We start from the raw sequence: 23557 nt of genomic DNA on the forward strand, positions 1-23557 counted from the left end.
GTTCCCGTTGGCTACGAAGGGACAAAAGTAGAGAACTAAAATGAAAAGGCATGCGGATGAATCAATTTTAGGAGCTTTTATAGCGCATATAACGCAAGTTGTATCTATAAAGTGTTAATTATATAAATTGAGATGGAATATAACATAAAAAATGGAGACCGGTATTTTTGCCGGCTCCATTTCCTGTTCGAGGTGAAGTGTACGTAATTAACGGAGTGCGGGGCTTTCAAAACCCAGGGTTTTTAATCCTCGCTGCACGTCAGGATCCTGCATGAATAAATTCCAGAGCAGACCGGTGCGGTGGTTTTCGATCATCACAATAATGGGTCCCTGATCAATCGCAAGGTGCGAATCGGCGTACCAATTTTGGGTTTCGTTAAAAGCATCAATAAAGCCATATTCACTCCAAAGCTTATCACCCATTGTCTCGTAGAAATGCCGCAAAGCTTTCATGGATTGTTCGGGTGTGTATGGAAAAGAAGAGAGCGCTGCCGTGGGCGTAATGGTTCCGAAATCGTTGGTAGGTGAATGTGCATTGTAACCATTATACGTATCACTTGCGGTCAGCCCCCAGCTACTTTCTCCGTACCCCTTAAACTTCCCCGGATTTTCTACGCAGTGACGATAGTTGATCATCGTATGATTCACATTTTGCTCCCAATAGTTAGCGTAGCGGTCTTTGAGATTGCGCGGGTCCAGTCCCAAATAGGAGTAATGCGCAAAAAACAGCGGGCCACCGAAGGGATAGCCCAGCGGCAGCGTGATGTCGTAGTAGCTGCGGCCATTCAGAAAGTTATTGCTCACGGCCCAGCACTTGTGATATACCTGTGCCGAAACAGGATATTGCGGCGACGAAGCCGCCAGTACGTAGGTGATGAGGGTTTCGTTGTATCCGCGAAGCTCAAAATTCATGGCCCAGCCGTTAGTTGGGCTCCAATGCCAGTAGAGTTGGTTTGGGTTTTCGCGCGTGTACCAGTTCCAGTCGGTTTCGTTCCAGAGCCAGCCAATGCGGCTGCGGAGTTCGCGTTCCACGGGTGTATCCTGATCAAAGTATTGTCGGGCGCATAGTAACCCCTGCATCAAAAAAGAGGTTTCTACCAAATCGCCGCCGTCATCACGCCGACTAAAAGGAATTGTTTTTCCGGTGGCGCCGTTGAGCCAATGCGGAAAAACCCCGTGGTAATTATCGGCTTTGCTTAAAAATTTAACCATTTTCAACAGACGATTGGCCACGCTGTCGCGCGGGTGCCACTTTCGTTCGGAGGCTACAATCATGGCCATAATTCCGAAACCCGTTCCGCCAGAGGTAACTACCTCATCGCCATAGTCGTAGGCGGCGTTGCTACGCTCCCGCGAAAGTCCGCTGACAGGATGCGCAAAATCCCAGAAATACCGGAACGTTTGTTTCTGAACAAGCTCCATCAAGGCATCATCCGATAGGTTTTTAGGTCGATCTTTGGGGTCAAAAGGCTTGTTGGCTATTGTCTTTTTTTGTGCCAGAATACCTTCCGGCCGTAGTAAAACGGTAGCCACAATGAGACAGAAAAATATCTTTTTCATAGAATATAAGAATCGTAACTAATTGTTTTTGGCGCAATTAAGTATTTGAGCAAAATTATATTATGTTTAATATTATCACAAAGTATTGATTTACAATAACATAAGCCCTAACGGCTAATAACCTAAAAGCTAACAGCTACTTATCGCGCCATGCTTTCAAAATCAAGTTTTGTTAATCCTGCTTTTACTTCCGGACAACTCATAAATAATTTCCAGGGAAGACCCGTACGATGGTTTTCGAGCATTACCACAATGGGACCCTGATCGATGGCAAGGTACGAATCGGCAAACCACCGTTCGTGCAAACTGAACGCATCATAAAAACCGTAGCGTCCCCACAGTTTATCCCCAAGTTTGTAATAAAAAAACCGCAGCGCTTTCATGGATTCTTCGGGAGTGTAGGGCATAGAAGACAATGCCGCTGTGGGCGTAATAACGCCCCGGTCGTTGGTCGGCGAATTTGCCGTGTAGCCATTTGGAATATCGCTGGCAGTCAGGCCCCAGCATTCGTCACTATACCCACGAAACCCTTTCGGATTTTGGATGCAGTAGGCTTGATTGATCAGGGAATGATTTCTGTTTTGAGTAAAATAATTGGCGTATCGGTCGGTTAATCCGTTTGGATTTAATCCCAAAAAAGAATAGTGAGCAAAGAAAAGCGGTCCACCCAAATTTTCTCCAAGGGGTAATTGATGACCAAAAAATGTGTTTCCGTTGGCCATCGCTCCGTTACGCGCCCATCCCTGATGATATACCTCGGGTTCAATGGAGTGTTCCGACGAAGCGGCCGCCAGCACGTACGTAATCAGGCTTTCGTTCCAGCCCCGGACGGCATGATTCATTTCCCAGCCAAAGGTTGGACTCCAATGCCAGTAAAGGACGGGTTCCTTATTTTTCTGAAACCAGGACCATTCTACGGCTTTCCATAAAGAATTAATATCGGCACGTAAGGCCGCTTCCTGCGGATCGGCCGAATCAAAATATTGGCGTACGGTGAGTAATCCCTGCATCAGAAAAGACGTTTCGACCAGGTCGGCACCGTTGTCTTTGGCACTGAATGCAATGGCTTCCCCCGTGCCTCCATGCAGCCAATGCGGAAACGCGCCGTGAAAGGTTTGCACTTTATCTTTTAGAAACGTTACTATTTTCTGTGTTCGTTCCAGTCCTTGCTGCCGGGTGATGAAGGCCCGTTCGACAGCCACTGGAATGGCCATAATGCCAAAACCGCTACCGCCGGAAGTTACCAGATCGCCGGAGGTATTTCGCTCGCGGGCGAGTCCGCTGACCGGATGCGCAAAGTCCCAAAAATAGGCAAAGGTTTGTTTTTGTACCAGCGTTAAGAGTGCTTCGTCGGTGATGCGGGTAAATTTGTCGGTTGAGTCAATTCTCGTGGCGAGCTCTACTGCAAAGGCAGCCCGCAGTTTTCCGCCACTGCGGGATTCGAGCGCAGGCAGAAATGAAAGCGTATAGCCGGAAAGAAAATCCAATGGTTTGGTTGCCGACAGCGTAAGCGTACTGTCGCCATTTTCAAAGGTTAGCGTGTATGGAATCTGCTCACCCGTATGTTTTTTCCATTGAATGCCTTTTTGAGGAGATTCTTTGGAAATAGGTGCAGTGAAGGTAAATTTTAACTCAGGAGTTGGTCCAATATCTTCATAGGAAAACCCGCTGAACTGCCCGTTTACCCGCAACCGGTCAAGACTAAACGATGACGGAACTACGGGTACATTAGGACCTGGATTTTCCTGTTTTGAACAGGAAAATCCAAGAACTATTAGTAGTAATAAAACAATCAGGGGTTGTTTTTGCATTAGTTTCCGCGTGCTTCCAGTTTTACAAGAGCATCTACTTCATTGGCTTTCAGGGCCGTGTCGTAGATTCTGACTTCATCCAGCGAGCCGGTCAAAAAACGCGCCCAATCCTGTGCGCCGGAGGCTGAGGTAAGGCTCGGGGTAGTCTGAAACTGAACCGTACCGAAGACCATTTTTCCCGGATTTTTCCAGTCTAAATCTCCGAAGTCTTCCACCGTACTCGTGGCCGACCGTGCGCCATTGACGTACAGCGTAAAGGTGGAAGTTGGGGCGTCGTAGGTGAGTGTCAGGTGGTTCCAGGAATCAAATACGTTCACGATTCCATCCTTTGACACCCAGGTGTCTTTATCGCCATTTTGAATATGCGCCCGGAATTTCCCGTTGGTATTGGTAGCACCTCCTTCAAAAAATGTCTCGATATTTCCCCAAAAACTATCTTCCGACGAAAGCCCCACCATGCCGATAATTCCACCTGCGTCAGTAGTCGATTGGCTGTACACCCAATAAGCGAGCGTAAAACTGTTGAGATTCAGGATTTCCTGCGTAGGTTCAAAGAGAACATAGGCGTTATTGGCACCTTTGAGGGCCTGCCCTTTGATCCCGTTAGCAAAGGAAGTGCCCGTATTCTCACCCGTAGTGCCCGAAATTTGTTCGGTATAATTTCCATCAAAAGGAAAATGCGCAATCAGGTTATCAGCGGCTATTTCCTGCGAAGAGGTAAAGCCACCAATGGATAGCGCCGGTGCGTAACTTTCAGGATCGAATTTTTCGTAGCACGAAAATAACCCGACGGAAAGAAGGGTGAAACACCCGGTGACGATTAATTTATTTTTCATAATACTATTCAGAATCAGACAATGAATGATTTAATAAATTAGTAGCCAGGATTTTGGGTCAGGATTCCGGCACTGATGTCCAGCTCGTTTTGTGGAAGAGGCCACACTTCATTTTTGCCTTCCTGCCAACCCATCGGACCAAATACCTCGGCCCCACGTCCCTGTCGAATGACATCGAAATAGCGGTCAAATTCCATCGCCAGTTCAACCCGGCGTTCCTGCCAGATAGCCTCCCGAAGTGTGCCCTGATTGGTTGTAGTCACCTCCGGTAAAATATCTTCATCTCCACCACGCGCACGGGCCCTTACCAGTTCGAGCGAAGCGAGCGCTTCGGCCGTATTGCCAAGTTCGTTGGCAGCTTCCGCGTGCATCAGCAGAACTTCGGCGTAGCGAATCACGCGTACGTTTTGCTGTGCTCCTTCATTGAATCCCGTAATGAAGCGGGAAAAAGGAACGTAGGATTTTTGATTGTAGCGGGGATTGTCGCCCGTGGCGGGGATGATGTCGCCGTCGGGTGTGGTTTCACCTCTGAAAATAATGGTTGCATCCAGGCGTGGGTCGCCTTCTTCAAAGGCATCAACCAATTCCTGCGTGGGAACATTAAAACCCCAGCCCCCCCCGGCAATGCCGCGAACGCCCTGAACCTGAGAGTATTGTGAGTTGGATGCATCGCGATTTCCCGGAAAAAGTTCATTCTGAATTTCAAAAACAGATTCTACCGAATTTTCATTGGGAATTCGGAAAAGCTGTTCAAAATTTGCAAATAAACCATACTGACCCGAGTTAATGACAGCGGAGGTTAAATCATACACTTGCTGCCATTTGCCCTGATACATAGATACTTTGGCGTGAAGCGACTGTGCCGCGCCCTTTGTTGCCCGACCAACGTCCGTCGGACCGTAGCTCAGGGGGAGCACGGCAGCGGCCTGCGTCAAATCGTTTTCAATAGCCTGATAAACCTCCGCTTTTGGAGTGCGCGGAATGTTATACTCGCTGGCATCGGCCGGTACGTTCAATCGCAACGGCACATCACCAAACGCACGAACCAACCGGAAGTAGGAGTAGGCCCTGATGAACCGTGCTTCGGCCAGGAAGCGGGCTTTCAAGCCTTCATCCATGGAAATTCCGGGAACGTTGTCAAGTACCTGATTGGCATAGTTGATATTCTGGTATTGTCCGGTCCAGAAACCGCCGAGTTGCCCATCGCTGGAACCGACGGTAAATCGGTCGTATTCATTAAAAAAGGTGGCGTCAGACGCTGTACTGCCTTTTTCAGTTTCGTCTGAACCGATGCTTTCTATCGCAATGGCACCAAAGGCAATGTTGTTGAAGCTTCTTAAATTGGCGTACATCGCATTCACGGCCCGCGAAGCATCTTCTTCACTTTGCCAAAACACAGTTCCGGCCTCTCTTCCCTGCGGGTCTACGTCCAGAAAACTTTCATTGCAGGCGCTTGGCACGAGCAATGTCGCCAGAATCCCGAAAGATATTCCGGCTTTTTGGAGTGAAATTTTTACTTTATTTTTCATAGTAGTTTAAATCAAAAAGGGTCAGAAAGTAACATTTACACCAAAATTGAACGTAGCCGACAACGGATAAACATTGGCGTCGATTCCAGCCTGTGTAGGGCGGTTTCCGGTGGCGCGTACTTCGGGTGAAAGGCCTTTATAACTAAAAAAGTTGAATGCATTCTGCGCATTGGCGTATACACGTACCTGATTCATTTTCATGCGTTCCAGCAATTTGGCTGGCAGCGTATATCCAAGCTGAGCATTTCTAACCCGGAAGTAGCTTCCGCTTTGCACAAAAAATGTATTGGGTAAATAGTTGGCACCACCGCCGATATTTGCGGACGGATACGTATTGGAAGTACCTTCGCCATTCCAGCGGTTTTCGAAGAAATCCTGCGTAAAGTTCTCATTTCCAAAGCGCCATCCCAAATTGGCATTGTAAATGTCAACTCCGGCAACACCCTGAAAATCAAGCATAAGGTCGAAATTTTTGTAGTTCCAGTTGGTATTGATACCATAGGTATACCGGGGATTCGGATTGCCAATTACCTGCCGATCAAGGCCGGAAATTGCGCCGTCGGGCTGTCCGTCGGTACCGCTCAGATCGCGGTATCTGAAATCGCCCGGCTTGGCGTTGGGTTGCGCTGAGTTGCGGATTTCGTCTTCATTCTGGAAAATTCCATCCACGATGTAGCCATAAAACGAACCAATCGGATCGCCCACACGGGTACGAGTGGCCAAAGCGCCGCCGGTAAGCCCCACGCCGCCATCATAAATCGGGTTAGCTCCCGACGACACTGCAAGTACGGTGTTGTCGTTCAGGCTTCCGTTAATGCCGATGCTGTAACTGAGATTTTCGCCAATGTCATCGCGCCAGTTGAGAAGTAATTCAAATCCTTTGTTCTGAAAATCAGCCTGATTGCCAATAATGTTACCGGAAGCTGTTCCGATTGAACTCAACACGGGAATGTCAAAAATGGCCCGTTGTGTGGTGCGGATGTAATAATCCAGTTCAACCGAAAGCCGGTTGCGTAAGAAAGATGCTTCCAAACCAACGTCAGTACCGACGCCCTGTTCCCATACGGTGGTGGGCGGAATAATGGAATTGATGCTTGCTCCGGTAAACAATTGCCCGCCAAAGACGGCCGCTAAGCTACCACCGGTGGCGACTGTGAGCGTTGAAAGATTGGATGGAACTGAGGCGTTTCCGATTTTACCCCAGCTTCCGCGAAGTTTTAAATTATCAAAAATGCTTTGATCAGCCATGAACGACTCGTTGCTGATTACCCAACCTGCCCCTACGGACGGGAAATATCCCCAGGCATTTCCCCCCTGAAAAAACTTGGAAGAACCATCTGCCCGCAACGAAGCATTTATAAGATATTTATCCTGAAACGAATAGTTTACCCGTCCAAAGTACGAAGCGTAGGTTGCCAGATCGCCCTGATCGTTAACGTTGCGGCTGTCGGTGTCGCCAAGGGTTAAAAACAAATCGCCTTCGCGGGTAAATGGCACGTTGAGGGCACTCGCTGTCAGTTGATAAAACTGATCACGCTGTGCGGATTGTCCCGCAAGTGCCGTAATGGAATGATCCCCAAATTCTTTGGTATAGGTCAGGGTGTTTTCAAGAATCCAATAACGCGATTGTGGACGGGTAAAACTCAACGAACTAGTGGTATTTCGCTGACGAAACGTTGCCTCGTATTCAGGAACATAGTTGCGGATTTCGTCCTGCGAATAGCGCCCGCCCAAACTGGTGCGGAAGGTGAAGTCTTTCAGGAAAGTCACTTCTGCGTAGGCATTGGCCGTCAGCAGGGTTCTTTTTGATCGCTGATTGTAAAAATCAATGGTGGCTTGCGGGTTAAAATTAGCTCCATCGCCAAGATTATAATCCGTCGGATCACCGTAAGATCCGTCGGCGTAGTACACCGGCACAATGGGCGAAGCGGTGTATAGCTGCCGGAAAATCCCTCCGGCTTCATCCTGCGAATCGCTGAAAGCACCCGTAGCCGAGTAGCCTACGCGGATATTTTTAGAAACCTGAAAATCGTTTTGCAGACGGGCCGTGTAGCGCTTGAAATTATTTTTTTCTACAATTCCTGCCTGATCCAGGTACCCCAATGAAAGTGTATAGGTAGATTTCTCACTCCCGCCACTCACCGAAAACTGATGGTTGCTAATGGGCGCATTGCGTAGAATCTGCCGATACCAATCGGTTCCTTCGCCAAAATCTGCCGGATTCAGCACGTCGCTTTGGCCGTTGATGTTGCTTAGTTCGTTGATGAGCTGAGCGTGCTGATTGGCGTTGGCCATAGCGAGCGGATTGGTAACCCGCTGAAAGCCAACAAAGCCGTTGTAGCTGACCACCGAACGGCCCGACTTCCCTTTCTTTGTAGTAATAAGTACAACCCCATTGGCCGCCCGAACGCCATAAATGGACTGGCTTGACGCATCTTTCAGGATATTCATGGATTCTATATCCGCAGAATTCAGAAAGCTAATGTCATCAAACCACACACCGTCAACCACATACAGGGGATTTGGGCTACCGTAGGCAGTACCCACACCCCGGATTCGGATTTGCGGAGCCTCACCGGGTTTCCCCGAATTGTTGATCTGTACCCCGGCCACTTTTCCCTGCAAACCACTGACGGCATTCATAGAAGGCTGCCGGGCAATTTCTGCACCCTCAATTTTGGCCACCGAGCCGGTCACATCCAGTTTGCGTTGCGTGCCGTAGCCCACTACCACCACCTCGCTCAACATGCGGGCGTCGTCGGCCAGGACTACCGAAATCGAGGTTTGATTGCCTACGGTTATTTCCTGAGGTTCGGTGCCGATCATAGAAAAAACCAGAACCGCGTCATCCGAAGGAATTGAGATGGAGAAATTTCCGTCCATATCAGTTGGAACTCCCGTGGATGTTCCTTTGATCAGGACACTGGCACCCGGTAGCGGCGAACCGTCCGAGCCCGTAACTTTACCTGTTACCGTGCGGGTTTGTGCAAGCAGGAGTGTAGACCAGCAGGCAAAAAATAGCACGAACAGCGAGCGTATTGTCGTTTTCATGGATTAAATAGTTATTGATGCAAGTATGACTTTAATAAGAAAATATTGTTCTCAAAGGTATCATACTATGCTGCGCACTTTCAAAAGCAGCACTACATCACTATTACATCACATGAAAATGTCCAATGAATTGGTCAGTAAATCGTACTATTTAGCGGGATAATACAACGCGCTTAAATGTCTAACATATAATCAACCAGGTTTACATCGGGATCAAGACCCAATTTACGACGAAGTCGGTAGCGCTTTATTTCCACACCACGAACAGAAATTCCCAAAACCGGAGCCATTTCTTTGGTAGAAAGATTCATGCGAAGGCAGGCCGCAAGACGAAGTTCAGAAGGAGTAATTGTAGGGTATAAGTTGCGTAATCGCATAAAAAACTCTTCGTGAATCTCATTAAAATTGTCCTCAAAAAGTACCCAATCTTCTTTTCCGGCTACATTTCTTTCAATACTATTGAGCAGTTTTTGATAGTGGATCGTGGGGAGTTGCTGCCCCAGTTCCTCTTTAACCTGTTGCAATTCGTCCCTGATTTCTTCCAAAATTTCATTTTTACGAACTACGTTAATGGCTACGTTGCTCAATTGCTGACTTTTATTTTTAATTTCTTTTTGTAAATTTTCATTCTGAATTTCCATGATCCGCCGCTCGCTGAGCAGGCGATGCTGCCGAAGTTTTTCTTCCTGTTCGGCCAGGAGCTTTTTTCGATGAACTTTAAAGCGTTTCTCCTGATAAATCACCAGCGCAATAATCATCACTAAACCAACCAATACCGTCAGCATTTTTGCCCAAAGGGTTTCGTACCAGAAAGGTGCAATCGTGAAGGTGTAGGTTGCGGTTGCTGTACTCTGAGAACTTCGTAGTTCGAAGGTGTACTCTCCGGGCGCCAGGTTGGTATATTCCACAAAACTTTGCTGCGAAGCATCAGACCACTGCTCCGACAATCCCATGAGACGATATTGATAATAAACAGGCTGCCCAAAAACCGGAAGTGCATACGAAATACGCAGCGAGCGGGTAGGAGCAGGAATTACTTCACCATTTTTTAGAGAAAAATCTTCATTCGTATTCAGCAAATTCATCACCCGTCTTAATACAGGTCGAGTGGCTGTGGTAGCAGTGCTGCGGGTTTGATTGCGGTTGTAAAGCGCGTAGCCGTTATCCAGACAAAAGAAATAGTAACTAGAATCCAGCGCGAGAATAGTTTCGCTATTTCGGATTAGCGACAAATCCAGCCTTGTGATGGTGGATGACGGACTATGCAGTTCAACGCGGTTGTTAAATACCCGGAACCATTCCTGACTAATCCCCGTGCGGATCTTGTAAGGCTCAGTTTCGGGTGGAAGATCGGTGGCAGGTTTTAGCTCTCCCGATGCGGCAGATTCAAAGTAGCTTTGCCCGGATCGAAAATAAATTTTATTTTTCCAGCGATTGATTTCGATGGAAAAAGTACTGCTGATGTCTTTTGGCGCTGTGAGTTCTTTCCATTGCAGTACGGAATCGAGCCGCGAATTTAGTTGGGCATAGTACAAACCCTTATAGGCATGCGCCAGCCACAAGCCGCCCGTCTCGTCCTGCACGATCTGCCGAATGGGCAAAGGCGGCACGCCCTTAATGGCTTTGGCGTAGGTCCAGTGGTTGGCCATTTTCCTGTATACATGCAAGCCATTATACGCACCCTGAATCAAAAATGTGTCCTGTGCCTGCACAACCGGAAGGAAAATCCAGCCTCCGGTCACATTTGATAGTTTTTGAATGCCCGATTCCGTAATGCGAAAAGTGGCGTCGTTGTGTCCGCAAAGCAATTCGTCGTTTACCACGCTCAGATTCCAAACTTGCCCTTCCAGCCCCGGAATGGGACGAAACTCTTCCGAAGACAGCCATTTTTTTACAAAAACCCCATTATTTGATCCTACATACAAATTGCCTTTCCACAAAGCCGCGGCGTAGGTTGTGCCGAGGGGATTGCCCACGGTGTTGTAGAACAGGAGCGGTGAACGCAGCCGGATCAGGTCAATGCCCTGATCCAGACCCGCCCACAGATTTCCGGCCCGATCTTCGGTCAGGGCCAGCACAGTGTTGTTTTGAAGGACATTCTGTTTATTGATTTTGAGTTTCAACTGCCCGTTTTGATCCAGAATATACAGCCCGTTTTTAATGGTGCCGAAGGCAAATCCCTGATTATTTCGCAGCACTATGGCTTTATTAATAATGTTGCGGGTGAGCTCCGGAGCCAAAGGAATAGTCCAGCGGGTTAGCGTATTATTTTCTATGAGGTAAAGCCCGTGCTTGGCCGTAGCCACGAGAATTCGTTTTTGATCAAAGGATAAAATCGAAGAAACGGATGCAGGAGCAAGGCTGTCTGTGCCGGGAATGGGAAAAAGTTTTTCACCAATTAACTCATGCAGGCCCCGCCCAATGAGTTGGATCAACAGACGCCCCTGCACGTAATGTAAAAACATGAAGTTGCCGGAAGCGGCAATTTCTACTACTTTTTTGCCATCGTAGCGGTAGATGCGCGAGAAAGATTGAAAATAGATGTAGGAGGGAGTTTTCAGAATATTCCAAATTTCTTCCGTTTTCAGGCTCGCAAATGGCAGATTTTTACTGAGCGAAACGTACCGTAATTGTCCCCGTTCATTTTTTTTCCAAAAGCCAAATTCACCAAAACCACCCACGTAAATCCGGCCCTTGCCCGCTTTTGTCGCGGCATCGTCGCACAGAACGGCGCGCACAATTTGTCCGTCAGGGAAAGGATATAATTTCCAAACCGAGCCGTCAAATTCGAGCAAACCATCTGAGTTTGCAGCGTATATAAACTGATCGGCATTTTGGTGAAGCGCCCAGTTTTGTTTGTGTGCTTTGTAAGCCGTCGGCGGATAGTTCAGAATGGGTGGAGTTTCGCGCGCCACTGCCTGAGGTCCCAGGCCTTCACATGCACATGTATAGATCTGAAAAAAGAGAATTATGGAAAGCAGTTTTTTCACAGAGTATTCTTGTCAGGGTTATTTTCAGTCTGTGTTTGGATAACTAAGTAAACAACGGTTTTATAACGGAAAGTTTACTTATAAGACGAAGACAAGTTTTTGGAATAGTAGCAGGCCCGGTTTTTTAAACGAAAGTTCACTTACACATTCTTACTTTTTCTTTCTCCTGTTTTCCTTGAAAGTACAAGGCCGCTGTCCTACATTTGATAAGGGCGCAGCTGTGGCTTCTACATTCCCCGAAAGTTGATAAAAACCATCAAAATGAACATAAACTACCCACTGGAATTACCCCACACACGGACCGTTGACGAAGTTGTTGAGGAAATAAAAAGTCATCCTGCAAAAGGACTTAGTCCCGCTGACGCTCAGGAACGCACCAAAGCTTTTGGCCGAAATGCCTATGAGAGTCAGGCGCAAAAAAGTTTGTGGATGATGGCTCTGCTGCAATTCAAAAGCCCGATTGTGTACCTATTGCTTGTGGCAGTGGCGGTTACGTTTTATTTCCAGAATACGGTGGAGGCGCTTGCTATTTTGGCGGTTATTCTAATCAATGCAATCATCGGATTTTTGATGGAATTGCAGGCACGCAGTTCCATGAATGCGCTCAAAGAAATGGATGTCACCCTTTCGCGCGTCATTCGGGATGGTCAGGTGCAGGAAATTCCTTCGGAAGAAATTACCCCGGGCGATCTGATATTCCTCGAAGCAGGCGATGTGGTGCCCGCCGATGCCCGGCTTGTCGAAGCAAATCAGTTACAATGTGACGAGTCTTCGCTAACCGGAGAATCGCTGCCGACTGAAAAAAATACGGAAAAACTACCCAAAGACACCACCGTCGGCGATCAGCATAACATGTTGTTCAAAGGAACATCTGTAATGAACGGCAACGGCAAAGCGCTCGTCACAGGTATCGGGCACGATACACAACTAGGAACAATTACGGCACTCGTGGAGGCATCCGGCGAACAGGAAACGCCCTTAGACCGCAAAATAGCCGAACTCAGCAAGCGCCTGATTTGGGTTACGCTACTGGTGATCGTGCTGTATGCAATCACTGGATTTATACAGGGAAAAGAGTGGGTCCTGGTTCTGGAAACGTCCATTGCGCTTGCCGTTGCGGCTTTTCCCGAAGGGCTGCCAATTGTGTCGACCGTAGCGCTGGCGTACGGTATGTTGCTGATGGCCAAACGAAATGCGATTGTGAAACGCCTTTCGTCGGTGGAAACTCTGGGTAGTACGAATGTGATTTTGACAGATAAAACGGGGACATTGACTGAAAATAAAATCTATGTAGATACTTTTTCATTTACAGATACGCAGGTAAAGGTGCGTATTGAGGACAAAAAATTTAAATTTGAAAATGAATTATCTGCTGAAAATGAGGAACAATATCAAAAAATATTGCTCATTGGAACCCTCTGCAACGACGCTACCCTGTATCAGGAAGGCGAAGAAGGACAGTCGTCGGGAGATCCAATTGAGTTGGCATTGTTGCAGTTGATAGCTGCTGCCGGGAAAAATGAGAAGGAGATAAAAGAAACGTACAAGCGTAAAGCTGAGATTCCGTTTAGTTCGGATACCAAGATGATGGGAACGCTGCATCATGGACCGGATGGTACGTTTGTGGCTGCCAAAGGATCGGTGGAGCAGTTGTTGGAACAGTGTACGTATATTCTCCAAAAGTCTGAAATAGAATCACTTGCTGATAATGAACGGCAAAAAATCCTGAAAATTTCGGACGAACTGGCCGCTGATGGGTTGCGGGTGCTGGCATTTGCCTACCGTGAAAATGTAGATGATGATGCCGGTGATTTTCTGAATTCGCTGGTTTTTGCGGGTATGATCGGGTTTTTGGATCCACCCCGAATGGATATAAAAGATGCGATTTTGTCGTGCCGAAATGCCGGAATTCACGTAGTGATGATTACCGGCGACCACCCAAAAACGGCGCTTAACATTGCCGTGAAAGTCGGGCTTGTGGATGCCGGCACAAAGCAGGTTCTGACCGGAACCGAACTACCCGCGCCCGAAGAACTGTCGGACGACTGGAAGCGCCGGATTCTGGAAACCTCTGTTTTTGCACGCACCACGCCCAAGCAGAAACTTGACATCGTGGCTATCTTCCAGGAAGATGGAAATATTGTGGCAATGACCGGCGACGGTGTCAACGATGCGCCCGCGCTCAAAAAAGCGGATATCGGCATTGCGATGGGCTTGCGCGGAACACAAGTAGCCAAAGAAACGGCAAGCATTGTGCTGAAAGACGATTCGTTTACCTCGATTGCCGAAGCCGTGGCGCACGGGCGGGAGATTTTTCAGAATATCCAGAAGTTCGTTATTTTTTTGGTTTCCTGTAATTTAAGTGAGATTCTGATCGTGACCGTTATGGGTTTTGTGGCTCCCGCCTCGACCTTATTGCCCTTGCAAATTCTGTTTTTGAACATGGTTACCGACGTATTTCCTGCCCTTGCTTTGGGGTTAGGAAAAGGCGACAATACCGTCATGAACCACCCACCGAAGGATCCGGCGGCACCGATTGTTTCCAACAAAGATTGGGTGGCGGTTGGTATTTACTCCGCTGCCATGACCGCCGCCGTGATGGGAGCTATGATTTATGCCGATTACAGACATTTACTGGACGAAAAAGCTGCGAACAATGTAGCCTTCCTGACGTTGGTATTTGCCCAGCTTTTTCACGTTTTTAATATGGCATCTGCCGATTCGGGAATTGTAAATAACGAAGTTACCCGCAATCGGTTTGTGTGGCTGGCCATCGTGATTTGTACCGGAATCATGGCACTTGTTTTTGCGGTTCCTTCGCTGCGTACAGTACTTGGGTTGTATATTCTGCCCGTTCGTTTGTGGGTTATAGCACTGGTAGCGAGTGCCTTGCCGTTGGTTGTGGTGCAGACCTACAAAGCAGTTTCTAACCTTGTGCAATCCGGGAAAGAGTAGAAAAAGTGATTTTTGTGATCTACATGAGTAAAATATCATTTGTCATGAAAATGTATACATTCATGGGTCACATTAGTCAAATCTTATTCACCTTCCTGCATTCATGAAAAACGAGAGGGGGGCGGAGCTTCCGGTAAAGGATAAAATTCTTGAAAAAACAATAAAAATTGCTCCATTTAAAAAGCAGGTTCGGAAGACCATTCCTCATAAACATAATAGCTATTTTGAAGTCATTTATTTGTCGGCAGGAAGTGGTTTTCATACCATCGATTCGGTAACGTATGCCGTACAGCCACCGATGGTGTTTTTTGTTCGGAAAGAGCAGGTGCATCACTGGGATCTGGAAAGCGAACCGGAAGGATTTGTGTTGATCATCAAGAAAAGTTTTGTGGATAATAGCCTTGACAAACAGCTGCCCGAAGTTCTGGCCCAATCTACCGCTTTTGCGTGCCTTTCGGTTTCTGAGCAAACCGCCGTTGAGCAGCTTTTTCAATTGATGGTGCAGGAATATTCCCCCGATGAAAACAACAATACACCCATTATGGAAGGTTTGTTGAAGGTGATTTTGTCAAAATTAGTCCAAACAGGCGTGCCTGTTTCCGTCCAAAATCGGCAAAAACAAAGCCTGTTTCAGGAATTTCAGGAACTGCTCAGCACCGATAAATCTTTACGAAATAATGTATCCTACTACGCCGAACAGCTACACACCACGCCCCAAAATCTGAATGCGGCCTGCCGCAAAGCCGTGGGTCAATCGGCAGCTGAGGCGTTATCTAAATACATCATCAACGAAGCCCGGCGACTGTTGCTTTATACCAATTTGAGTGTTTCTGAAATTGCCGGTTTGCTCGATTTTTCCGATAGCTCCCACTTTATCAAATACTACCGCCGGCATACCGGACAAACACCTGCTACTTTCCGGTTACAAGGTTAGATTCTACCATTCTATTTTCAAATATACCGCAACTCGCCCGCGCGATTGTCAGAATTTTGCTATAACTAAAAATGAGTAGTAGTCTGGCGTCATCGCTGATTTTTTAGCTTCTTGTTTTTTGATTAATGTATTGATAATGAGGGGTATAATAATATATCCTAAAACCTAGCCCTAAAAATTTCCTTAACGTATTCTTAAAAAATGATCGTGACTTTACGCTTGTGGCGGACTTCTTATTTTTTAAAATCAATCTTTGTCATCATTCTTCTGGCAGGTAGCCACTTTTCGCTGGCGCAGGTCTCCGGACTTGTGGTCGATAAAGTTTCCGGTCAGCCTGTTCCTTTTGTAAGTGTGGCCTTGTACGCAACGGGCGATTCTACGGCTGCTTCGGGAAGCATAACGGACACCATGGGTCGCTATATTATTCCAAATGTGAAGACCGGAAACTATACGCTGAAAACTTTTTATGTCGGGTATAAGCCTTTCAGTCTGGATGTTAATGTGAATCGGGGGCGCGCACTTGATCTCGGAACGCTGGGGATTGAGGCCGAATCCAAGCTGTTGGATGAAGTTCGGGTAACCGGTCAACGCGCCGAAGTGCTCATCAAGGCCGACCGCCAAACCTACCGGGCCGGGCAATTTCAATCGGCTGCTGGCGGCACGGCTACTGACGTACTGCGTAACCTGCCGGGGCTGTCGGTCAATGCCGAAGGCGAAGTAAGTCTTCGGGGAACGAGTGGTTTTCTGGTCCTGCTCAACGGCAAGCCCGTGCAGGCGAATCTGGGGACCTTGCTCAACCAACTCCCTGCCAATACCATTGAATCTATTGAAGTCATTACAACGCCCAATGCCCGGTTCGACTCCGACGGCAAAGCCGGAATTATCTCCATTATTACTTCTCAGGGAGCCGATTTAGGCTGGTCGGCGCTGGTCAATGGCCTGGCCGGGCTGCCGAGCGTCAACTCGTTTGATAACGCCATTTCACCCCGCCGATACGGTCTCGACGGCACGCTCAACTTCCGTAGCGCACGATGGGATTTGACGCTTAGTTCGGCTTTCATCCGAAATGATGCGGCCGGGCGGCGCGAGGGCGATGTGGCCACTACTATCGGAAACCGCACCACACGTTTTCCGTCCATTGGCGAGCGAAGCTTTGATCGTCAGACGTTTACCAATCGCCTGGCCGTAAACTTTACCCCAAATGCATCCAACAGCTGGAACCTGGGATTGTACCAAAGTCAGCGGAAGGAGGACCGGCTCGCAGATATTTTTTATACCAATACGACCACCAACAACCAAACGCAGCAGATTATTGGTCGGGCCAACTACTTTAACAGTAACCTAGTACGCAAGGAAGGCGCTTTTTATACCACCACGCTCGACTACGCACATACCTTCAAAAACAAGGCGCAGATTAGCAGTGGGGTGCTTTTTGAGCAGGATAATATTGGTGGATTTACCAAAAACCGCAACCTGAACCAAACTGATTTCAGAGATACGCTGCAGTATTCTATTTCTACTACCGACCGTCCGATTGCCAATTTTCGAGCGATGCTCGACGGGAGCGTGCCCGTGTGGGGTGGTAAGCTCGAAGCAGGCTATCAGTATCGATTTCAGGAAGATTCTGGCGATTATCTGTTCCTGCAACAAGAAGGAAATCGTCTGCCATTGGTGCAAATTCCGGAATTTACGGGCGGAATTTCGATCACTAATTTTATCCATAGCTGGTACACGCAGTTTGGTGCCAAGGTCTCCAACCTGGAATATACCGTTGGGTTACGCTTTGAGCATTCCGTACGAAACCTGCTCACCCGACCTCAAAACGAAGCCTTTTCTTTGACCCTGAATAATTTATTTCCCTCGTTCAATGTGCAGTACAAGCCGGGTGCCGGGGTGGCGATTAAGGCCGGATATAGCCGTCGGGTGCAGCGAAACAGCAATTTTGCATTGAATCCTCTGCCTGAGCGGGAGCACTCCGAAACGCTTGAACAAGGCGATCCAAACCTGCTGCCGGAGTTTGTGGATTTGGCCGAAATAGGCCTTAGCAAAGAAGCCGGAACGAGTACCCTGCTGGCAACTTTCTACTATCAGGGAGTTTCCAATGTCATCAATCGCGTCAATCGGGTGTATGCTGATACCATTCTTAGCCGGATTTTTACCAATGCCGGGCAGGCTCGTCGAGTGGGTCTGGAACTCGCCGCTGACTTGAAAATTACGTCGCGATGGAAGCTTTTCATGGGTGGCACTGTGTATCGCTACACGCAGGAAGGAGCGCTGTTTGATAATAGCGTGAACTTTGACCGACGGGCCTGGGTGTACTCCGTAAACGCCAATTCTACCGTTCAGCTCAATCCTACACTTTCGCTGCAGGCTAACGTAAATTATTTATCCGAGCGAATCACCGCGCAGGGAGAAGATTCCCGTTTTCTGATTCCAAATTTTTCAATAAAGAAAAGTTTTCTTTCTAACCGCCTGACAATCATGGCGCAATGGCAAAATATGAGCCTAGGTCTGCTGCCCACCAACGAGCAGCGCATCAGTACCCGGGGTGCCGATTTTTTCACTACCACGAACTACATTCTCGAAAAAGACATTTTTCTGATTAATCTAAGTTACTCGCTCCGGCAACTGAGCAAACGGGCCAAACTGCCCGGTAATGAGTTTGGAGATAAAGAGTTTTAATTCGTCTGTGTAAAAATTTTCAGGAAAAGTAACCAACATTCGCTTTCTATATGCAACATTGTTGCATGTAGAAAGCGAATGTTGTATATTTGCTCTTATACTTGGCAATTTTACAAAATTCGATTAGCTGAATTCTTGGGTATGGAACGAAAAATATGGGATGTTATCATTATCGGCGGGAGCTACGCCGGACTTTCGGCGGCTATGGCTTTGGGGCGTTCGCTGCGTCAGGTTGTGGTTATTGATAGTGGGTTACCTTGTAATCGCTACACACCTGCGTCGCATAACTTTCTGCTGCACGACGGCACTTCGCCTTCCCTTCTTGCTCAACAGGCACAAGAGCAGGTTCGCGCGTATCCAACCGTTGAACTTCATTCGGGGTTAGTGGTAGATGGAAGAAAAGTCGGTTCGGAGTTTGAAATTATAACCGAACTTGAAGAGCAATTTTTAGGTAAAAAAATTCTTTTTGCCACTGGCGTCGTAGATATCTTCCCACCTTTGGAAGGATTTGCTGCCTGTTGGGGTAAATCCATACTTCATTGCCCCTATTGTCATGGATATGAAGTTCGACATCAGGTACTTGGAGTCATGGCCAACGGTGAAATGGGTTTTGAGTTTAGCCGATTGCTCAGCAATTGGTCCCCCAATTTGACCTTATTGACCAATGGCCCTTCTACACTCACCTCAGAGCAAACCCAATTGCTTAAAAATCATGGAATTAAGATTGTTGAGGAAGAGATTTTGCTTTTGCAGCATTCACAGGGATATATTAATGAAGTTCATTTCAAGAATCAGGCAACGCTTCCGTTGAAAGCACTATTTGCCCGCTGTGATTTTCGTCAACACAGCGATCTGCCCGAACGCATAGGCTGTGAACTAACCCCACAGGGGCATGTTTTGGTGAATGATTTTCAGATGACTACCGTAGCAGGCGTATATGCAGTTGGTGATGCGACTACTCCTTTACGAGCTGTTTCGGCAGCCGTAGCTGCCGGAACCAAAGCAGGTGCATTTTTGAACAAAGAACTTATTGACGAATCCTTTTAAAACTGTTTTTTGAATAAGTGTTCTTTGGAAAAATTGAAGTTTCAGGCCTGAAATCAGGAGTACATACCTGGAAAAAATCTCTTACGGTACCGGCACGCCCCTGCTTTCCTGCCACAGCGCAAACCAATCCTGCAAGCTGAGCTCAACGGTAGTGGCGCGCATAAGTTGCGAAATCCGGCCTGCATCGGCTGTGCCGCATACGGGCAGGATTCCGGCGGGATGTTTCAAAATCCAGGCAAGGAGCAGCACATCTACCGGAACTTCGTAGGTCAGGGCGTGGAACGAAGCCAGGGATTTCACGCGCTGTGCATGCGAGTCGTCCTCGGTAAAAATTGATCCGAGCGGCGACCATGCCATCGGTTGGATGCCGTTCATCTGCATGTGATCCAAACTCCCGTCTAGCATGGCATTCGGGTGAGTTACCGAAAACTGAATTTGATTGTAATTAATTTTAATTTTTGTTTGAATCAAATCTACCTGGGAAGGACTGAAATTTGAAACCCCAAAATCCACAATTTTCCCCGCCTGTTTGAGCTCCTCAACCGCCGCTGCGATCTCGTCGGCCTGCATCAGCGGGCTCGGGCGGTGCAACAGCAATACATCCAAATACTCAGTTTGTAGTTTTTGCAGCGACTGTTCAACGGACCAAATGATGTAGTTTTTGGAATAATCGTAATGCTTCACTACATTTTTGCGCTCGTGTGATTCCATCTGAATGCCGCATTTGGAAATAAACTGCACCTCTTCGCGCCGTAGCCCACTTGCCCGAAAGGCTACGCCAAAAGCCGCTTCGGTGGTATAGTCTCCATAAATATCCGCGTGGTCAAAGGTTGTAATACCGTTTTCCAGACAGGTATTCAAAAGGGTAATCATTTCGTGTTGATTGCAATTTTTACCCCAAATACCCCACGACATAGTACCGGCAATGATTCTGGAAAAGGAAGGTTTGTTCATAATTTTAAGAAATAAACTTCCGGCGATGAGCCGGAAGTTGTTAGAAGTCTATACTGCAAATAGTTGATTGATGTCCTGAAAAGATTTGAATTCCAGGGCATTACCCGAAGGGTCCAGAAAGAACATCGTGGCTTGCTCGCCGGGCAGGCCCTTAAACCGGATGTAGGGTTCAATAATGAACTGAATGTTGTGACTACGCAGGCGGGCTTCCAGCGCGTGCCAGGCATCCCATTCGAGCACTACTCCAAAATGTGGTACCGGCACATCGTGCCCATCCACAGGATTGAAATGATGCGCCACTTCTTCGGCAGGTTTTGGCTTGTAATGAATGACATATTGATGACCAAAGAGGTCAAAATCAGTCCAATGCGTATCACTTCGACCTTCGCCACAGCCAAGGACTTCCCGGTAAAATTTTCGGGCTGCTTCCAGATCATGCACGGGCACAGCCACGTGAAAAGGAGTCAATTTGCTCATGAATTTTTGTTTGAAATAGATGGATGCGTGAGAATAGGGCTTGACGTAAAATTAGGTTGGAAATTGCTACAAATACACAAAAAATACCTGTTTTATTCACCAGGCCATGATTTGAAAATTGTCTGTTGTAAAGCGTAGCGTTGATTGATACCCTTCAATCTACTCAGGAAAGTGCCTGTGGTGGCGGACTTCCGGCGGGGCGGGAGCGGTCTTCGGGCAGGGGTACAAATTCCAGATTGTCGGTAGGTGGAAGCAGAATACGGCCCGCTTTCCAATCGGCTTTCGCCTGTTCGATGCGCTCTTTGCGTGAGGATACAAAGTTCCACCAAATAAAACGTTCGCCGAGTGGTTCGCCCCCGAGCATCAGTAGGGTAGTAGCTTCATTTGCCTGAATGATCGGGTCAATTCCGGCTGAAAAAACGAGTAATTGGCCGGCCGGATAGGTCGTTCCTGAAACCTCCACGCTGCCTTTGGCAATGTAAATACCACGCTCAGAAGGCCCTGTGGGTAAGCCAAACCGGGCGCCAGGCTGCAAAACAACGTGCAGATAGAACAGTGGGGAATGCGTTTTTACATCATTTTTGAGTCCGAAGGCATCGCCCGCAATCAGCCGCATCCAAACACCCGTATCCGTTATGATTGGCAATTGATGAGGTTGGTAGTTGTCAAAAGAAGGAGCAGCTTCTTCGTCTTTTTCAGGAAGCGCCACCCACGTTTGAATCATTTCCAGGGTTCCGCCGGCAAGAGTAGCGGGGTCTTCAAATCGTTCAGAATGAGCAATTCCGCTTCCGGCGGTCATCCAGTTTACTTCGCCCGGCCGGATAATCTGCTGTGCGCCGGTGCTGTCGCGGTGTGTCACCTGTCCGCCAAACAAGTAGCTAACCGTAGAAAGACCGATGTGCGGATGTGGCAAAACATCCATTTTAGTAGCAGCCGAGGGCTGAATCGTGACGGGCCCGGCATGATCCATGAATATAAAGGGGCCCAGCATGCGACGTAACCGAAAAGGCAAAATGCGACGAACGTCCATTCCGGGACCAATACTTGCTTTACGGGCTTCTATGACATGTTCCAGCATTGTTTTTATGGAGTTGTTTCAATTTAAATTTCCAACATTCTGAGCACATTGCCAAGTATTGGTTTATGAACTCAATCAAAGGCAGGAAATTCGAAGAAAAATGAAAAGAAAACAGCTTTTTTTCTAAACATTAAGACAAACAACCGCTTTACAGTCTGCCAAACTTTTGTTAATTGTGGTTTGGTAAAGAGTAAACCCCCTGTGAATCATAACGTTAAAAAGTAAGTGGTAACTAGTGCTGTAAAAGTATCCGTGCTGATGTCGGTTTATAATACTGATTTCAGGCTCATCAAGCGGGCTATGGACTCCGTAATGAATCAGGAGTTTCAGGATTTTGAGTTGATAATAATCGACGACGGCAGCCGCAACGACACGCATGCCGACCTCTTGGATTATTGTATTTCGCATGAGCAGCAAATTGTGTACCTGCGGCACTCCAATCGCGGACAATCGGAATCTATCAATCGCGGAATTTTGATCTGTAATGGTGCCTATATCACGATGCTCGATGCCGATGATGAGTACAAACCCAATCATCTGTCGGCCTGCCTGAACGAAATGGAATACGCCGATTTGATCGCTTCAACTACCGAAACTGTGGTGGATGAAGAATATGATTATTACGTGCCTGACAAAAATGATCATAACCAACTGATTCATGTAGATGAGTGCATTTTATTTGCGACGCTCTTTGGCCGGAAAGAGGTTTTTACCCAATTGAAATTCCAGCGGGAATATGCGGCTGATGCGCACTTTTTTGAGCATGCCTCTCTTTATTTCAACGTTAAAAAAGTAGATCTCAAAACCTACATTTACTACCGAAATATCCCGAACAGTACGTGTGCCGTAATGAAAAGCCGACTAGTTTAATTCTTCAAAAGTTCATGAAAAAAGAGGATACTTCTGCCGGACAAAACCTCATCGCAGCTTGCCTGATTACGGGTGTCTTTGATGTAAATCGTACCGAAATACTGCCTGATAACGATCCTGAACCATTTTTGGCATGGGCTGATTCCCTTCGTCGGTTGCAGTTGCGGGGCGTTCTTTTTCATAACAATCTGAGTCCTGCTCTCTGTGAGTCTATGGAAAGTGCGCATCTGCGGTTGGTTCGGATTTCGTACGATACCCGATGGAATCCTAACGTATATCGCTACACGATATATCACGAATTTTTGCAACGTGAAGGACCGCAAATTGCCCATGTATTTTTTACGGATGTATCGGATGTAGTGGTGCTCAAAAATCCGTTTACTGATCCTGACTTTTATTTACATCCAACCACTCTTTTTTGTGGTGATGAACCCAAAAATTTGGATAATGACTGGATGAAAGCACATTCCACGCATCTCCGTAGCCAAATTGCGGACTATGCCCAGTTTGAAGAGAAATGGAAAGATTCTCCTTTGCTCAACTGCGGAATTATCGGCGGTAGCCGCGCTGTGATGACTGAATGTATCGGAGCATTGCATCACATTCATACTCAGTATAATCACAACAATACTACTGCCTACACAGGAGACATGGGAGCGTTTAATTATCTCGCACGTACCCGTTTTTCGGATCGTCTGCGTCACGGAGTGCCGGTAAATACGGTTTTTAAAGCCTATCAAACTTCGGACGAAACCTGTTGGTTCAGGCACAAATGAGGGGAGT

Annotated in this window: 15 protein-coding genes; 6 read left to right on the top strand and 9 right to left on the bottom strand. The window is 47.4% G+C overall.

Features of this window, described 5'->3' with window-relative positions:
• Nucleotides 1-207: 207 nt before the first annotated feature.
• The 6 genes from EZE20_RS18310 to EZE20_RS18335 all read right to left on the bottom strand — a co-directional run bounded on the left by EZE20_RS18310 (nucleotide 208) and on the right by EZE20_RS18335 (nucleotide 11777).
• Nucleotides 208-1560 carry a glucoamylase family protein gene (locus EZE20_RS18310; protein WP_132120370.1) on the bottom strand — a complete coding sequence of 451 codons (1353 nt, stop codon included), beginning with the start codon at nucleotides 1558-1560 and terminating at the stop codon, nucleotides 208-210.
• A 140-nt stretch (nucleotides 1561-1700) separates the two neighbouring features.
• Nucleotides 1701-3371, bottom strand: a complete 1671-nt coding sequence (locus tag EZE20_RS18315; RefSeq protein ID WP_132120372.1) for a glucoamylase family protein — start codon at nucleotides 3369-3371, stop codon at nucleotides 1701-1703.
• Entirely contained in the window at nucleotides 3371-4207 is an 837-nt protein-coding gene (locus tag EZE20_RS18320) for a LamG domain-containing protein (protein WP_132120374.1), read from the bottom strand. Before EZE20_RS18320 ends, EZE20_RS18315 begins: the two co-directional genes overlap by 1 nt.
• Nucleotides 4208-4245: 38 nt before the next feature.
• Entirely contained in the window at nucleotides 4246-5736 is a 1491-nt protein-coding gene (locus tag EZE20_RS18325; protein ID WP_132120376.1) for a RagB/SusD family nutrient uptake outer membrane protein, read from the bottom strand.
• A 21-nt stretch (nucleotides 5737-5757) separates the two neighbouring features.
• Nucleotides 5758-8787 (bottom strand): SusC/RagA family TonB-linked outer membrane protein, encoded by a 3030-nt coding sequence (locus EZE20_RS18330; RefSeq protein ID WP_132120378.1) that lies wholly within the window; start codon nucleotides 8785-8787, stop codon nucleotides 5758-5760.
• A 173-nt stretch (nucleotides 8788-8960) separates the two neighbouring features.
• Entirely contained in the window at nucleotides 8961-11777 is a 2817-nt protein-coding gene (locus EZE20_RS18335; protein WP_132120389.1) for a triple tyrosine motif-containing protein, read from the bottom strand.
• A gap of 261 nt (nucleotides 11778-12038) precedes the next feature.
• Here EZE20_RS18335 and EZE20_RS18340 point away from each other — a divergent pair, with 261 nt between their 5' ends.
• The 4 genes from EZE20_RS18340 to EZE20_RS18355 all read left to right on the top strand — a co-directional run bounded on the left by EZE20_RS18340 (nucleotide 12039) and on the right by EZE20_RS18355 (nucleotide 19395).
• Complete coding sequence (locus tag EZE20_RS18340) at nucleotides 12039-14732, top strand: cation-translocating P-type ATPase (RefSeq protein ID WP_132120391.1); 2694 nt, start codon at nucleotides 12039-12041, stop codon at nucleotides 14730-14732.
• Nucleotides 14733-14835: 103 nt separating this feature from the next.
• On the top strand, nucleotides 14836-15666 hold the full coding sequence (locus EZE20_RS18345) for an AraC family transcriptional regulator (RefSeq protein WP_132120393.1): 831 nt from the start codon (nucleotides 14836-14838) through the stop codon (nucleotides 15664-15666).
• A gap of 201 nt (nucleotides 15667-15867) precedes the next feature.
• Entirely contained in the window at nucleotides 15868-18348 is a 2481-nt protein-coding gene (locus EZE20_RS18350; RefSeq protein WP_132120395.1) for an outer membrane beta-barrel family protein, read from the top strand.
• A gap of 141 nt (nucleotides 18349-18489) precedes the next feature.
• Entirely contained in the window at nucleotides 18490-19395 is a 906-nt protein-coding gene (locus EZE20_RS18355) for an NAD(P)/FAD-dependent oxidoreductase (RefSeq protein ID WP_132120397.1), read from the top strand.
• Between the two features lie 81 nt (nucleotides 19396-19476).
• Here EZE20_RS18355 and EZE20_RS18360 read toward each other — a convergent pair whose 3' ends face one another.
• The 3 genes from EZE20_RS18360 to EZE20_RS18370 all read right to left on the bottom strand — a co-directional run bounded on the left by EZE20_RS18360 (nucleotide 19477) and on the right by EZE20_RS18370 (nucleotide 21904).
• Complete coding sequence (locus EZE20_RS18360) at nucleotides 19477-20349, bottom strand: aldo/keto reductase (protein ID WP_132120399.1); 873 nt, start codon at nucleotides 20347-20349, stop codon at nucleotides 19477-19479.
• Between the two features lie 48 nt (nucleotides 20350-20397).
• Nucleotides 20398-20826: a VOC family protein gene (locus EZE20_RS18365; protein ID WP_132120401.1), complete on the bottom strand. Its 429-nt coding sequence runs from the start codon at nucleotides 20824-20826 to the stop codon at nucleotides 20398-20400.
• A gap of 163 nt (nucleotides 20827-20989) precedes the next feature.
• On the bottom strand, nucleotides 20990-21904 hold the full coding sequence (locus EZE20_RS18370) for a pirin family protein (protein WP_132120403.1): 915 nt from the start codon (nucleotides 21902-21904) through the stop codon (nucleotides 20990-20992).
• 225 nt (nucleotides 21905-22129) lie between these two features.
• Here EZE20_RS18370 and EZE20_RS18375 point away from each other — a divergent pair, with 225 nt between their 5' ends.
• Together EZE20_RS18375 and EZE20_RS18380 are read left to right on the top strand one after the other, a co-directional pair.
• The gene (locus tag EZE20_RS18375; RefSeq protein WP_228713872.1) at nucleotides 22130-22774 is read left to right on the top strand and encodes a glycosyltransferase family 2 protein; all 645 of its coding nucleotides are present in this window, start codon (nucleotides 22130-22132) and stop codon (nucleotides 22772-22774) included.
• 14 nt (nucleotides 22775-22788) lie between these two features.
• Nucleotides 22789-23550: a hypothetical protein gene (locus EZE20_RS18380; RefSeq protein ID WP_132120405.1), complete on the top strand. Its 762-nt coding sequence runs from the start codon at nucleotides 22789-22791 to the stop codon at nucleotides 23548-23550.
• Nucleotides 23551-23557: the final 7 nt, after the last annotated feature.

Origin of the sequence: Arundinibacter roseus (assembly GCF_004348825.1) — a bacterium.
Classification (GTDB): domain Bacteria; phylum Bacteroidota; class Bacteroidia; order Cytophagales; family Spirosomataceae; genus Arundinibacter; species Arundinibacter roseus.

Coding starts and splice junctions, on each gene's coding strand:
- EZE20_RS18310 (WP_132120370.1), bottom strand. CDS start 1,560: ATGAAAAAGATATTTTTCTGTCTCATTGTGGCTACCGTTTTACTACGG.
- EZE20_RS18350 (WP_132120395.1), top strand. CDS start 15,868: ATGATCGTGACTTTACGCTTGTGGCGGACTTCTTATTTTTTAAAATCA.
- EZE20_RS18365 (WP_132120401.1), bottom strand. CDS start 20,826: ATGAGCAAATTGACTCCTTTTCACGTGGCTGTGCCCGTGCATGATCTG.
- EZE20_RS18320 (WP_132120374.1), bottom strand. CDS start 4,207: ATGAAAAATAAATTAATCGTCACCGGGTGTTTCACCCTTCTTTCCGTC.
- EZE20_RS18330 (WP_132120378.1), bottom strand. CDS start 8,787: ATGAAAACGACAATACGCTCGCTGTTCGTGCTATTTTTTGCCTGCTGG.
- EZE20_RS18340 (WP_132120391.1), top strand. CDS start 12,039: ATGAACATAAACTACCCACTGGAATTACCCCACACACGGACCGTTGAC.
- EZE20_RS18325 (WP_132120376.1), bottom strand. CDS start 5,736: ATGAAAAATAAAGTAAAAATTTCACTCCAAAAAGCCGGAATATCTTTC.
- EZE20_RS18360 (WP_132120399.1), bottom strand. CDS start 20,349: ATGAACAAACCTTCCTTTTCCAGAATCATTGCCGGTACTATGTCGTGG.
- EZE20_RS18315 (WP_132120372.1), bottom strand. CDS start 3,371: ATGCAAAAACAACCCCTGATTGTTTTATTACTACTAATAGTTCTTGGA.
- EZE20_RS18345 (WP_132120393.1), top strand. CDS start 14,836: ATGAAAAACGAGAGGGGGGCGGAGCTTCCGGTAAAGGATAAAATTCTT.
- EZE20_RS18380 (WP_132120405.1), top strand. CDS start 22,789: ATGAAAAAAGAGGATACTTCTGCCGGACAAAACCTCATCGCAGCTTGC.
- EZE20_RS18370 (WP_132120403.1), bottom strand. CDS start 21,904: ATGCTGGAACATGTCATAGAAGCCCGTAAAGCAAGTATTGGTCCCGGA.
- EZE20_RS18355 (WP_132120397.1), top strand. CDS start 18,490: ATGGAACGAAAAATATGGGATGTTATCATTATCGGCGGGAGCTACGCC.